Source organism: Sorangium aterium, from assembly GCF_028368935.1.
Classification (GTDB): domain Bacteria; phylum Myxococcota_A; class Polyangia; order Polyangiales; family Polyangiaceae; genus Sorangium; species Sorangium atrum.
In genome coordinates, this window is the sequence record NZ_JAQNDK010000002.1 from 1,573,905 (window position 1) to 1,587,604 (window position 13,700).

8 protein-coding genes are annotated in these 13,700 nt (G+C 72.6%); 1 reads left to right on the forward strand and 7 read right to left on the reverse strand.

Annotation, left to right across the window (positions count from 1 at the left end):
- Positions 1 to 34: 34 nt before the first annotated feature.
- The 4 genes from POL72_RS50980 to POL72_RS20990 form a co-directional block, all read right to left on the reverse strand.
- On the reverse strand, positions 35 to 3,634 hold the full coding sequence (locus POL72_RS50980; protein WP_272097260.1) for a PD-(D/E)XK nuclease family protein: 3,600 nt from the start codon (positions 3,632 to 3,634) through the stop codon (positions 35 to 37).
- 103 nt (positions 3,635 to 3,737) lie between these two features.
- Positions 3,738 to 4,664, reverse strand: a complete 927-nt coding sequence (locus POL72_RS20980) for an RpnC/YadD family protein (protein ID WP_272097261.1) — start codon at positions 4,662 to 4,664, stop codon at positions 3,738 to 3,740.
- A gap of 218 nt (positions 4,665 to 4,882) precedes the next feature.
- Positions 4,883 to 5,128, reverse strand: coding sequence for a hypothetical protein (locus POL72_RS20985; protein ID WP_272097262.1), 246 nt, complete (start codon positions 5,126 to 5,128; stop codon positions 4,883 to 4,885).
- Between the two features lie 254 nt (positions 5,129 to 5,382).
- A complete protein-coding gene (locus tag POL72_RS20990) occupies positions 5,383 to 6,831 on the reverse strand; it encodes a cytochrome P450 (RefSeq protein ID WP_272097263.1) in 1,449 nt (482 codons plus the stop codon).
- 753 nt (positions 6,832 to 7,584) lie between these two features.
- Between POL72_RS20990 and POL72_RS20995 the strand changes: the two genes are divergently transcribed.
- Positions 7,585 to 8,538 carry a S1 family peptidase gene (locus POL72_RS20995; RefSeq protein ID WP_272097264.1) on the forward strand — a complete coding sequence of 318 codons (954 nt, stop codon included), beginning with the start codon at positions 7,585 to 7,587 and terminating at the stop codon, positions 8,536 to 8,538.
- Between the two features lie 55 nt (positions 8,539 to 8,593).
- Here POL72_RS20995 and POL72_RS21000 read toward each other — a convergent pair whose 3' ends face one another.
- The 3 genes from POL72_RS21000 to POL72_RS21010 form a co-directional block, all read right to left on the reverse strand.
- On the reverse strand, positions 8,594 to 11,431 hold the full coding sequence (locus POL72_RS21000; protein ID WP_272097265.1) for a hypothetical protein: 2,838 nt from the start codon (positions 11,429 to 11,431) through the stop codon (positions 8,594 to 8,596).
- Positions 11,432 to 11,891: 460 nt separating this feature from the next.
- Positions 11,892 to 13,121, reverse strand: coding sequence for a radical SAM protein (locus POL72_RS21005; RefSeq protein ID WP_272097266.1), 1,230 nt, complete (start codon positions 13,119 to 13,121; stop codon positions 11,892 to 11,894).
- Between the two features lie 154 nt (positions 13,122 to 13,275).
- Positions 13,276 to 13,692 carry a GAF domain-containing protein gene (locus tag POL72_RS21010; RefSeq protein WP_272097267.1) on the reverse strand — a complete coding sequence of 139 codons (417 nt, stop codon included), beginning with the start codon at positions 13,690 to 13,692 and terminating at the stop codon, positions 13,276 to 13,278.
- Positions 13,693 to 13,700 lie beyond the last annotated feature (8 nt).

Sequence of the window (13,700 nt, forward strand, 5' to 3'; positions counted from 1 at the left end):
GCCTGGGGGCGACGCTTCCGTGCGACACGCGCGTTCACGCGAGCCGGCGGAGCTGCTCCAGACGCCGCCGCGGCTCGATGTCGCGCCGCTTGATCTTCCCGGTCCTGAGCTCCTCGTAGGGCCCGCACACCGGCCGGTAATCGCACTGCGCGCATGCCCCCTCCGCCGGCATCGGCAGGAGGGCCGCCTTGTCGATCGCGTCCCCGATGATCCCTGCCACCTGGGCGGCCGCGTCGCGCGCCCGCGCGTCCAGGTAGATCGGCACCTCCGTGAACCCGCCGGCGGAGGTGCAGTAATAGAGCCGCCCGGACTCGACCTGCGTGCCCGGGGGCATGAGCTTCTCCAGCGCGAGCGCGTAGAGGACCGGCTGGAGCGTGCCGCCGCCGCTCACGACCGCGTCGCGCGGCGCCCGCGCCTTGCCTGTCTTGTAGTCGGTGGCCCGCATCGCTCCCCACACGCTCCGCTCGACAAGGTCGATCGAGCCACGGAGCCGGACGCCGCAGTCGAGCTCCACGGGCGCGTCCGAGCTCCCCGGATCGCGGATGGCGAGGCGGCGCGGCAGCCCGAACGACAGCTCGAAATGGATCGGCTCCCAGTCGCGGTCCTCCGCGGCGCGCCGCAGCCACTCCCGGAGGTCGGCCCGCACCGACGCGATGCCGTCATCCCACACGCGTCGGATCGCCGGCGCGAGCTCGTCCGCGTAGCGCGCGGCGACGCGGTCGAGCGCCCGATCGAGCTCGGCCCGCGCCTCGTCGAGCGAGGGCAGGCCGAGCGGCAGCTTGCCCGCGTCGCGCAGGGCGACCAGCACCTCGTAGAGCACGTCGTGCACGAGCCGGCCGCGCTGGAGCGGATCGAGCTCCTCGATCGCCTCGGGCGCCGGGCGCGGGGCGAGCTTGTGCACGGCGTAGAGGAAGAAGCGGTAAGGGCACGCGGCGAAGTGCTGGAGGGCGGTCGGCGAGAACGACCTGCGCTCGAACGCGTGCTTCGCGAGCGCCTCGCGCGCCTCCGCGATCGGCTTGAACAGCCCGTCGGCGGTCGTCCAGCCAGGGATCCAGCGCCGCGCGCGGAACCGGAGCGCCCGCGCGAGGTGGGGGTTGGCGTTGAGCAGGTAGCGCGCGGTGCCGACCGTCTGCGCCTCCGGCAGGCTGAAGAGCGTCTCGAGCAGCGCGAGATCGTGCTCGGCCGCGTCGATGGCGTCCTCGGGCCGCGCGGGCGCGGGCCAGCCGATGCGCGCGGCGCCGCCCTGCTCGGCGCGGCGCTCGAGCTCGCCGAAGCCGGGCAGCCTGCCCTCGGCCGCGCGCAGGAGCTCGAGGCCGTAGAACGAAGGCACTCGAGGGCGGGACTGATCCATGTCCACGCGCGGGTACGACACGACGAGCCGCTGGCGGGCCGCGCCGACCGCGAGCCGGAGCGCGAGGCGCTCGCGCGCCACGCGGTCGTCGCTCGTGTCGAGGCCCGAGTCGCCCCCGGCGATCGCCCGTCGGAGGGCGTCGCGGAGGATCGGGTCCTCGACGACCTTCTGCGGGAAGATCCGCTCGGCGAGCCCGGGGACGAAGACCACGTCGAACGAGCGCCCGCGGGCGCCCTCGATGGGCGAGACGAAGAGGCGCCCGTCGCGGCGGGCGGCCGGTGGCAGCACGAGGTCGGTGAGGCGGCGCGAGAGGCAGAGGCGGATCTCGCCGAGGTCCACCGGTCCGACGTGGGCCATCGGCGCGAGCTCGGCGAGCACCGCGAGCACGCGCTCGGGCCGCCGGAGCGCGCGCGTCGCGAGGGCCGAGAGGCGGCGCTGCCACTCGCCGAAGGTCGCGCGCTCGCCCGGGCTGGGCAGCGCCGCGAGCAGCGGCAGCGCGAAGGCGCGCAGGGCCGAGAGGTCCGCGAGCGTCCGCGCGATGCGCGCGGCGTCGCGATCCTCGGGGGCGCGTGCGAGCTCCAGCCGGAGCTCCCGCTCGAAGCCGGAGAGCCGCGCCTCCCACCGATCGAGCCCGCCGATCACCGCCGCGTCGACGAGGATGCGCTCCCAGCGCCGCGGGGCGCGCAGGGTGCCGTCGTGCACGGGGGCGTCGCGGCCCTGGGCTGTCGGATCGGGGGGGTGGGCTGTCGGATCGGGGGTTGTGGCTGTCGGATCGGGGGGATGGGCCGTCGGACCGGGGTTGAGGGTCGTCGGACCGGGGTTGGGGGCCGTCGGACCGGGGTTGAGGGTCGCCGGACCGGGGTTGGGAGCCGTCGGACCGGGGTTGAGGGTCGTCGGATTGAAGCTTTTCCCGGGCGGATCGAACCCGAGATCTTCCCCCGCCATGTCGTCGTCCGGAGGCGCCTCGTCGAGGCTGCCGCGCAGGAGCTCGGGGAAGAGGTCGTCGTCTGGCGGCACCCAGCGGTCGGCCTCGGGCGCGGCGGGCGGCGGCTCGCCCGCGGGCGTCGCGTCGGGGACCTGCCCGAGCGAGAGGTACTCGGCGAAGCGCGACGCCGACAGGTGCTCGGCGGCGCACGCGAGCAGCGCGAGCAATGCGCGGCCCGCCGGGTCGGGTTGCACCGAGCCCTGCGCGAAGTGCGCGGGGATCCCGGCCCGGCGCAGCGCCTCGACGAGGTGCGCGCGGTACTGCTCGGGCGCGCGCAGGAGGATCGCCATCCGCTCGAACGGCACACCGTGGGCGGCCTCGCGCAGCGCGATGCGCGCGAGCTCCACGCACTCCCGGCTCTCGCCGGGTGCGGAGAGGATCTCGACCTCGTCACCGAGCCCGGGGGCCTCGTCGTTCAGCGGATCGAACAGGTGCTCCTGCAGGCGCGCGAGCGAGGTGCTGGGCGCCACCGGCGGCAGCTCGTCGCCCGCGCCGTCGTCGTCGCCGTCGTCCACGCCATTGCCCGCGCCGGCGCCGTCGTGCGCGGCCGAGACCGCGGTCAGCGAGACCCGCCGCGGCGGCGATCGGAGCGCCGCCTGCAGGTGGCGCAGCGACGCGGCGTCGCCGGCCGGAACGGTGGCGAGCGCGTCCGGCGAGCGCGCGGCGACGGCCTCGAGGAGCTCGCGCTCCAGCGCGAACCGCACGGGCAGGTCGAGCAGGAGCATCGGCAGCCCGAGCAGCGGGTGGCGCGAGCGGGCATCGCCGTCGTCCGCGGCACGGGCGCGCTCGGCCGCGAGTCGCAGGACGATGGCGCGATCGGCGAGCCCCGCGTCGTCCAGCGCGGCGTCGAACGCGTGGGCGATGCGGTCGAGATCGGCCGGCGCGAGCGCGTCCGCCGCGACGCCGGAGAGCCGCACCTCCTCGAGCGTCCGCGCGACGGCGCGCGGGAGCCCGGGTCGATCCGCGACGCGGGCGAAGCGGCCGAGCAACCCGTCCTGCGCGAGCCCGTCGATGGTGCGCGCGCAGAGGGCCTCGATGGCGAGCGCGCTGGCCGGGACGAGGCCGCGCTCCGCGAGCGCCGGCATCGCGAGCGCGGCGGCGAGGCGCCCCAGGGTGAGCCGGTGCCAGCCGAAGGTGGCGCGGCGACCGCGGATCGACGCGCGGGCGAGCTCGCTCACGGCCTCGACCGAGGCGCCGACGAGGAGCACGCGCTCCGCGGGGCGCCGGCGGCGCAGCCAACCCACGGCCCGATCGAGGCGGGCGGCGGCGCTGGGGGAGGTGATGACGGCGTGGGGCACGGGTGGCTCGAGAGGCGGCAGAGGCCGATGGGGGTTCGGTGGACGGCCCCGAAAGGGGTAAGGGGGACTAGCAGCTGGGCAGTCTGCCGCCGGCTGCCATCGCTCAGCTCAGGTCCGGGAGCACATCGGCGATCGATGCTGCGACGATGGCCCGTTCATGCCACCGCTCCAGGATCTCAGGATCCTTCTCGGCCAGGATGCGCCCACGCGCGGCGTCCGGCACGGCGATGCCGCGGACCCGGAGCGCGGTCAGCACGGCACGCGCCGCCTCCTCCGCGCGCCCCTCGTCACGACCTTCCTTCCGCTCCTCGGCGCGGAGCTTCTGCTCGTACTCCTTGAACCACGCCCGGATCTCTGCGCTCACATCGTCCTCCTCGTCGGTCGTCGGCTCCTGGATTCCGTGCCGGAAGTGTACCAGCAGCGGCGTGGCGACGCTCTTCTCCCAGGTATCGTCTGGCAGTGCCGCCAGATCCGTCAGTGCCTCGCGCAAGCGGCGGCCCGAGCCGAGCAGCCGCAGCAGCAGCGTCGTACGCGTCCGGGGCAGCTCCGCGAGCACCACCACCCGCATCATTAGGCCCGGTACGGCGTGGTAGACGCCGGCTTGCACCGGCTCGCACCGGTAGGCGTCGAGCACCGTCTCAGGACGCCCGGGGCCGATGACGACCAGCGCAGGGAAGGCGACCGCCGGCTGCGGCGGCGTGTCCGTGTCCTCGTCCGGCGCAACGGAGCGCGCTGCAGAGCGGGCGCGGCGCTCGAGCTCGTGGTGCCACGTGAGCTGCTTGCGCAGGCATTGCCGGACCTGACGAAGGCTCGGCGTGCCGTGGAACGGCTCGAACAGGCTCGGTTCCGCCGAGAGCTCGCCGAGCAGGCCCATGGCGGCGCGCTCGGACGCCCGCGCGGGATCAGGCACGCTGTAGACATCGATCTTCTGTGTCGCCGCCAGCACCTCGACCTCGGTCTCGGCCGCCGAGACGAGGCTCAGCCCGTCCCGCAGCAAGCTCTTGGTGAACTGGTCGGAGCGGTTGTGCATTGGCGCGCGACTCTAATTCATCATCGCGGCATGTCCAGCTTTGTTCGGCGCGAAGGGGCGAATCGGAGGGCGACGATTTGCGCTGCGAAAGTAGAGCGGTGCACGTAATGCAGCAGGAGAGGCATGCGCTTACCGGCAAGGAGAGCCAGTCGTGTGCAAATCGTTGTAGGTCGCGTGAGACTTCCGCTCGACTCGGCGGGATGAGCGCGACGCCCGGCTCAGGGCCTTCCAGGCCAGTACCTCACGACCACGTGACAGTCGCCGACCTGCCAGCCTTTCGCGGCATCCCAGCGCAGCTTGAACACCTCCCCGCTGGCGTCGAACTCGTCATCGTATTCGCCTGCGTCGAGCTGCAGCAGCTCCGCATCCGGGCCTGCGCGGCGGAAGGCCACCACCTGGAGCCGCGCGCTGTCGCCGGGCGAGTAGCGGAGCGAGGCCTCCGAGAACGCCCCGAGCTCCGTCAATGGCGCTCCCACCTTGGTGCAGCCTCTCTTCGTGAACGGCTGCAGCTCCCCTATCTCCGGAAAGCCAGCGACGCGGACGGATGGCTTAAGGAACCATCCGAGCGCAAAGGAAACGACGGCGACGCCGAGGACCAGGAGGTAGCGCAGTCTTGCGGATTGGAAGGAGGTATGCACGTCTTGTCCGGATCGGCTCAGGGCGCCTCGGCCAGTGGGATCCACCCCAGCATTGCCCCGGAACGAGGCTCGATGGAACGTCAGCGGCGGCGGGGGGTGAAACGGACGAACAGCCCTTCCGGCTTCATCGTGAACCCGAGGAGCTCCTTCACGGGCCGCGCCGGGTCGACCAGCGATACATCGAAGTCGCGCGCGACCATGGCGCCCACCATCGCGCTCTCGACCATCGAGAGCGCGCGCCCGGGGCAGACCCGCGGGCCGCTGCCGAAGGCCAGGGCGGCGCGCGGATCGTGCTTGCCGGCGCCCGCCGGCCGCGGGGTCAGCCAGCGCTCCGGGACGAACGAGGCCGCGTCGTGGAAGTGCTCCTCCTTCAGGCCGATCTGCCGCGTCAGCAGGATCATCCGCGCTCCCGCCGCGAGCCGCAGCGGGCCGACGACCGTGTCCGCACAGGCCTCGATGAACAGGATCGGCGCGGCGGACTTCAGGCGCAGGGTCTCCTGCACGACCGCGCCGATCGTGCGCAGCCGCTGCGCGTGCTCCGGGCTCTCGGGCAGGTCCACGTCACCCAGCTCAGCGTCGACCTCGGCCCGCATCCGCGCCTGTACGTCGGGGCGCAGGGCCATGAAGTGGAGCATCCAGGCCATCGTGTCGGCCGTCGTGTCCTCGCCGGCGAGCAGCAGCGTGAGCACGTTGCCGAGCACCTCCTGCTCCGACAGCCGCGCCTTCGGGTCGTCGGCGTCGCGCGCCACGAGAAGCGCCTCGAGCAGCGAGCGAGGCGCCGCGGCCCGCGCCGGATCCCTGTCGAGCTCCGCGCGCGCCGTCCGGAGGATGTCCAGCATCCGCGTGCGCACCTCCGAGAGCGCCTGATCGAGCGCCCGATCCGCGGGCAGCTTGACGTGCCGCCAGTACGGAAATGGCGCGAAGATGCGGCGGTTGAGCGACGCGAAGACCGTCTCGAGCTGGTGCGACAGGGGGTCGGTGCCGCGCTCGATGAGGTTCATGTCGAGGCCGAACGCCACGGCGGTGGTGACATCCACCGTGTAACGGGCGAGGTCTCGCCGCGCGTCGACCGGCGCGCCCCGCGCGGCCGACGCGCGCCATCGTTCCCGGAGCCGGCGGGTGATCGTGGAGAGCGTGCCGTGGCTCTCGCGCAGCTGCCCGGGGGTGAACGCGCTCATCACGAGCCGCCGCTGCCGCGTCCACTGGTCGCCCTCGGCCGAGAAGACGCCGCCGAAGCCCATCTCGTCGATGAGCTCCTGCAGCGGGCTCCAGCGACGGAACTCCTTCGGCCGCTCGCGCAGGATGCGCTGGACGAGCTCGGCGCTGCCGACGACGACGACCGGCGTGCGGCCGAGCCGGAAGGTGTAGAGATCACCGTACTTGCGGTTCCAGCCCTCGAGCGTGAGGTGGAACTGGGTCGGCCGGATCTCGAGAAGGTTGCCGAGGAGCGGCAGCCTCCGCGGCCCTGGCAGCGTCGATAGATCGCTCACGCCCGCTGCGGGGGCGGCTTCTGCTCTGGCGGTCTCCATGGTCTCCTTTCGAGAGAGCGAAAGCGCCCAGCGCTGGCGCCGCCGCGGATCGGGGTACAACGTAGCTCGTCCTGACGTGGGCGTGGGCGCTCGCCGCCGCGCCGCCTTCGTCACGCGCCGGCATCGCGAGCGCGGCGGCGAGGCAGCCGGCATCGCGAGCGCGGCGGCGAGGCGCCCCTGGGCGAGCCGGCGCGTGACGAAGGCGGCGCGGCGGCCGCGGATCGACCGGCGGGCGAGCTCCCCGACGGCCGCTGCCACGCCCGCGGTCATCCGCTATACTGGCCGTGTGATGATGTGCGATGCCGCGGCCGGGCAGCCTCTCCGCCCGTTGCTGGACCGCCATGCCACGAGCCCGCCTGCCGCGAGCTCAACCGCGCTTACATCGCCAGCACCGCAGAGCGCTTCGCCCTGCCGGCCCGGGTGACGCCGGCGTCCTGAGACGCCGCCGGGCCGGCGGGTCTCCCTGGGAGAGCGCGCGAGGGCCGCGACCGCGGCGCCATGCCCTCCCCGGAACGGAGCGAACGTCCGCGCCGTCCCCTCCAGCGGGGATCGCCCCGACGAGATTCCCCCGCTCGCGCGCCATTCCAGGACTCCCCGCGACGCCCCGCGGCCGACTCGCGCGCTCGCGGAGCATGGCGCTGGCACTGCGCTTGTTATGCCCCCCGCGCGCCCGCGGGTCCGAGCGGCGCCGAACCGCGGGCGCCTCCGCAATCCGCCGCTCTAGACACCATTTCTGGACGGAAAGGTTGCAGTATGAAGAATGCCATCCCGATCGCGATCCTGTGCCTCGGCGGGCTCGGCTGCGCGGACGCACCTCCCGGGGGCGACGGCGAGCAGCCATTGCTCACGTCCCGACAGCGCATCATTGGAGGCGCTGTGGACACGACGCACGCCTATGTCGTGGGCGTGGGCAATCGGAACCGGGCGTACTGCAGCGGGACCGTGATCTCGCGGCGCACCGTGATCACGGCGGGACACTGCCACGGCGCGCTCACGCGCGTCTTCTTCGGCCCGACCCTCGGCCGGCGGTCGGAGAGCGCGCGGATCCAGGCGTCGAGGAGGCACCCCGCCTTCAATCCCGCAACCCTCGAGAACGACCTCACCCTCATCCAGCTGGAGAGCGACGCGCCCGTGCAGCCCGCGCCGCTCCTTCGCGAATCGATGGAAAATACCACCTGGTACGTCGGGCCGGACTACACCTTTGTCGGTTACGGTGTTTCCGACGGCGTCGCGGGGACGGGGTTCGGCATGCGCCGCGCCGTGACGTTCCCCATCCTGGCGGTCGGCCCGGCCCAGGTCGGCGGGACGCCGGGGACGATCGACGCGACCCAGTTCTATTACCAGGTTCCCGACATGAACACGTGCGCCGGCGACTCCGGAGGTCCGGCGTTCCTCCTGCGCGGGGGCGTCGAGCGCCACGCCGGCGTGACCTCGTTCGGTGACGACCCCTGCACGCTGGACGGGGTGCAGGCGCGCACCGATCTCGACCAGATAGTCCGCTTCATCCAGCCGACGATCGACGAGTTCGAAGCGGACAACCCGTGCCGCGCGGACGGCCTCTGCGAGGCGGCGTGTGATGTCGGCCCCGAGATCGTCGACCCCGATTGCGCCGATCTCCACTGCGGCGCAGATGGGGTGTGCGCCCTCGCCTGCGTGTCCCCGCCCGACCCGGACTGCGCGCTCCGCGCCGGCGTGCAGGTGCGATGACGGGACAGGTGAACGCCAGCGGGCGCCGGCCGCGCGCCGCCCTGCGAGGCGGAGCTCAGGGCGTGTCGGCCGGGTCCGCCGGGTCGCTGCCGGCGCTGCGCTCGTCGCCGTCGAGGGAGCCGTCCTCGTCGCGATCGACGCCGATGCGGTAGCCCGAGCCCGGCGGCGCACACGTGTAGGTCAGGGGTCGCCCCGTGGCGAGGGCGATCTGGCGGAGCACCGCGTCCGGGATCGGCGGCAGCGCCGTCCGGTCGGCGACGAACTGCCCTGCTCCGGTGTGAAGAAAGCCGATCTCCTGCGAGGTCAGGTGGCTCTTCGCCACGAGATCACACTCGCCGGCGTCCGCCCTGGCGATCAGGAGATCGATCCGCGGAGCGGCGGCGGCCTGGTTGCCGGGCGTGAGCGTGACCTGCTGGCCGACGATCGGCGCAACGTTCGAGTCGAAGGCGAGCAGGAACGACTCGATCTGTCGGCGGACCGCGTCGCCCGCCGGCGAGTCCGGCAGGCCGTTCGGGTTGTCAGGGAAGGTGCCGAACTGGTTGGTGAAGCCGGTGAACGGCGAGAAGCCCATTCCGCGAAAGAACCGGAACAGCGTGTCGAAGCTCCCGTCGTGCAGGAAGCCGAACCCCCGCACCTGGTCTCCCTTGGGGTCGTTGTCGCCGGGCAGGATGCCGAACAGCGGGGCGGCCATCCCGAACATCCCGACCTTCTGGTACATGTTGCGCAGGTGCGGCGTCTTGATGAGCTGCGGCTGGAAGTCGAACGTCATGTTGCCGTTCGTTCCAAAGAAGCCTGGCTTGTCGACGCCGGGATTGCCCTCCGGGTCGAGGACGTGACAGCCATTGCAGATGGCGGTGCCGTCCAGGTTGCCGCTCACGAAGGTGTCGCGCCCGGCCTGCTGATCGGGCGTGAGTGAGTTGTCGAGACGGCGGATCGGGTTGGGCGGATAGGTCACCTGCAGGATGAAGTCCGCGAACGCCTCCATGGAGGCGGCCGGGATCGGGCCGCTCCGGCCGAGGAGGTCGGTGAAGCCGGCCTGGAACTTCATGAACGCGGCGCGCTCGTCGAACGAGCCGCTGTCCGGCTGCGCGGTGGGCGCGTCGTTGCCGCCCGTGCGATCGCCGCGCCAGTGCATGGGGCCGTGGTTGGCCATGCCGCGCAGGCTCTGGGTCGTTGTCGGGCCCTTCATCGGGTGGAACTGCCGGGGCATCGGCTGCTGCGTGAAGAGGTTGAGCAGCGGTCCGACGAAGGGGCCCGGGTTGGTCGTGACCGGCTCGTCGGGATTGCCGAGATCCCACCCGAGGCTGTCGAAGTCGCCGAAGATATGGCAGCTCGCGCACGAGGAGTCGCCGTGCGCCGAGCTCGATCGCGCGTCGTAGAGGAAGCGCCGCCCGAGCGTGACGCCCGGCGGCTCGGGGCTGTACATCGCGACGTGCGCCGTCTCGGCCCGGGTCGCGGTGTCGACGATCGAGATGGAGTTGTCGAAGCGGGTCAGCACGAACAGCTGGCCTCGCGCCTCGTCGAGCGCGAGCCCCGACGGGCCGCCGCCGCTCACCTCGATGTGGTCGGCCGCGTCGGGCACGAACGTGTCGCCCTCGAGCGCGGCCGTGCCGAGCACGCCGACCTTGCTCGAGCCGAGCGCGGCCACGTAGAGCGTCGCGCCGTCGCTCGTGACGGCCATGTCGACCGGCTGGGCCAGGCTCGCCTCGCTCTCGGCGTTCGGCGTCGGGGCGCAGCAGACCGAGTAATCGATGTGCTTGTTGAGGTGCCGCGGCGCGACGCGCGGGGGGGCATTGCCGGGGCGGAGCACGGTGATCCGGCTCTCGTGGAGGTGGCCCCGCAGGCTCTGCCCGGCAAAGGCGCCGGGGCCCTCGAACCGCTGCTCGTTCCGCGCGTCGGTGTTGGAGACGTAGACCTTCCCGTTCACCGGGTTGACGACCATGTTGAAGAGGATCGTCCCGACGCCGGCGAAATGGCCCGAGGGCCCGGCGATCGGCCTCGGGGGGTTCGCCATCGCGTTGATGGCGAACACGTCCTTGTCAGGCAGCGAGAGCCGCACCTTCTCGTCCCAGGTGCGGCCGATCTCGTCGACCCAGCGCGCGCCGTCGAACTTCACGATGAGGCTGACCTCGGGCGCCGGGTCGCCGAACGCGTTGGTCATCGGGCCCGGCGAGCCGCCGTTCGCCGCGCCGCCGTCGGGCACGAGCAGCTCGGTGACGACGGTGCTCCGGTTGCCCGAGTGGAAGCCGGCGGCGTAGACGCGCGCGCCGTCGGGCGTGGCGGCGAGCGCGCGCGGCGTGTCGGCGAAGAGGGTGAGGATCGCGAGCGGCTCGCCGCCGAGCGACGGGCCCAGGTGGTTCGCGTCGAACACCCAGACGTCGGCCCGGCCCACGCCCGGCGTGGTGAGCTGCGGATCGTTCGGGTTGTTCTGGCCGCGGTGCGCCGCCGTGATGAAGGCGCGGCGCCGCCCGGGGCCGGCAAACACGAGGTCTCTCGGCTCATCACCCACGAGCAGCGTGCGCTCGACGCGGCCGCCGTATCCGCCAGGGGACAGCTCGACGACGCTGACGCTGTCGGACAGGTGGTTCACGACCCACACCTCGGTGTCGCTCCGCGCCGCCACGGCGACGGGATCCAGCCCGACCGGTATCGAGCTCCGGTGGACCAGCGCGCCGTGATGGACGCGGAAGACCTCGAGGCGGCCATCCGGCGTGTTGAGCGCGAAGAGCAGGTTTCCGCTGGGAGAGAGCGCGAGCGGGCGCACCTGCCCGCTCTCGAAGAGCGTATAAGACGACCCGGCCAGGGCGGGGGCGCTGGCCGCGAGGACAAGAGACGACGCCGCGGCGGACAAAAGACCGCCAGCGACCCTTCGCAGGGCGAATGGTGACTGCATGGGACCTCCTCGAGAAAGCGACTTCGGCAGCGATCCGGGATCAGGTGGTCATTGAACAACTAACACGGACACGCTCTTTGGGGATCCAGGAAAGAGTATTTATGTTTCAATGTTGAAATGCGCGCGGCGCGCATCGTACACCGCCCCACGATCATGACCCTTTTCAGGGGTGCGGCGCGTCATGAGGCAAGTAGTGAATGGCGACGCGCGCATCTCACCGGCGCGCGCACCCGAGCGACGGGTGGTGAGCCCATGTGCGTCCCAGCGGTGCGTATCAGCGATGCTCCTGCGATCGGGGGAGTTCGGTCGGGACGCAAGTTGGCTCTTCCGGGATGCGAGGAGCACCGGACAGGGCGTCTGGTGAAATGAGACAGAAACCTCGCGGCGACAGGCCCAGTCGGCTCACGGCCGGCGATGCGCGCGCGGGTTCGGCAGGAGCGGGGCGCCCGCCTGCGCGGCGCTACGGCGCTGCCGGTCCCCACAGCCCGGGCACGCGCGTCCCGCAGGATGGGCACGCGCCGCCGGAGAGGAGGACCTCCTGCGTCTCGTAGTTGAACCGCCGCACGACGACCTCGTGGCAGGCGGGGCAGCGTGTATGCGAGAGCTCACGGACGCGGTCGGCCACGTTGCTGACGTAAACGTACTTCATCCCCCGCGCATAGGCGACGCCCGCCACGTCCACGAGGAACGCCGGGTCGGTCGTCATGCGTTCGCGCATCTTGTAACGCGGATAGAAGGCGTTGAGGTGCCAGGGGATGTCGGGGTCGACGCCGGCGATCTCGGCGCCGAGGGCGCGGAGTCCGGCCGCCTTGTCGTTGAAGCCGGGGACGACGAGCGTCACGACCTCGACCCAGTAGCCGAGGCGCCGGGCCTCGCCGATCGCCGCGAGCACCGGCTCGACGCGGCCGCCGAGCGTCCGGTATTGATCCGCGCTCCACCCCTTCAGGTCGACGCGGAACACGTCGGCGACCGGGCGCATGTACGCGAGCGCCTCGGGCGTCGTGTTGCCATCCGAGATGAGCGCCGTGACGAGCCCCCGCCGCTGCGCCTCGGCGAAGACGGCGCGCGCCCACTCGGCGGTGATCATCGGCTCGTTGTAGGCGCTCGCGAGGACCCCACAGCCCGCCGCGACGGCCACCTCGACGAGATCCGCGGCGCTGATGTCGATGGGCTCGCCGTCGCCCTCCGGCTCGCGGAGGGCCTGGGAGACCTTCCAGTTCTGGCAATAAGGACAGCGCAGGTCGCACCCGAACATCCCGAAGGTGAGGGACCTCGCGCCGGGGCGCACATGGAAGATCGTGTTCGTCTCGACCGAACGCACGTAATGGCGCGCGACGTAGCCGAACGGGACGCGGAGCTCGCCGTCCTTCTCGAAGCGGATCCCGCACGCGCCCGCGCGCCCCGGCGCGAGGACGCAGCGGTGCGCGCACGCGGTGCATCGGAGATACCCCTCCTCGGGACCGGGCTCGTAGAGCGCGCCGGGCACGGTGCGGCGGGCGAGCTTCGCCGTGAGGGGCTCGCCCGTGGCGCCGCCCTCGCCAGGCCCGGCCGCGGCGCGCTCGCACGCGGGCTCGTTCGCGGCACCGCGCACGAGGTCCTCCACGCGGACGTGCGGGCGGGCGTCCGGATCGCGCGCGTCGAGCGAAGCGTCGATCGCGGCTTTCGGGGCGCTGCGTCCGTTCGTCTCCATGGGAGAGCGGGCATCGCTAGCATCGTAGCCGCGAAAAACAAGGGCCTTGTGGTGCGGTGGCGCGGCGATGCAGCGGCGCTGCGGCGGGCAGCGCCGGGGTGAGAATGCGGCGCTGCGGCGGGCAGCGAGGTGGCCCGGCGCGGGAGCGCTCTTGTCAGGCCGGCAGCGCGCCGGCGCCCTGCGCGAGCCGATCGAGCTCGTCCTGACCGAGCTCGCGCTCGCCGGCGAACGCGATCCCCACGACGGCGCGCACGCTCGCCGAGGCGTCGCGCACGGGCAGCGCCACCGCCGCCTGCGCCGCGACCGCCCTGGCCCCGGGCCGCACGTCGCCGGACGTGTCCGTCTGCAGATTGCACGTCTGCACGGGCTGGTCGCGCTCCCAGGCGAGCCCGGCCATCCCCTTGCCCCGCGGGACGCGGCGCGTGATCTCCTGCACCTTCTCGGGGATGTTCACGGCGGCGGCCAGCGCGAGCGCATCGCCCTCGACGAGGTGCACCGTGCCAGCGATACCCCCGTTGTCGGCGACGAAGCTCCGAAGCCACGGCTCCAACGACTCTCGGCGCGCATGCATGCCCGCAC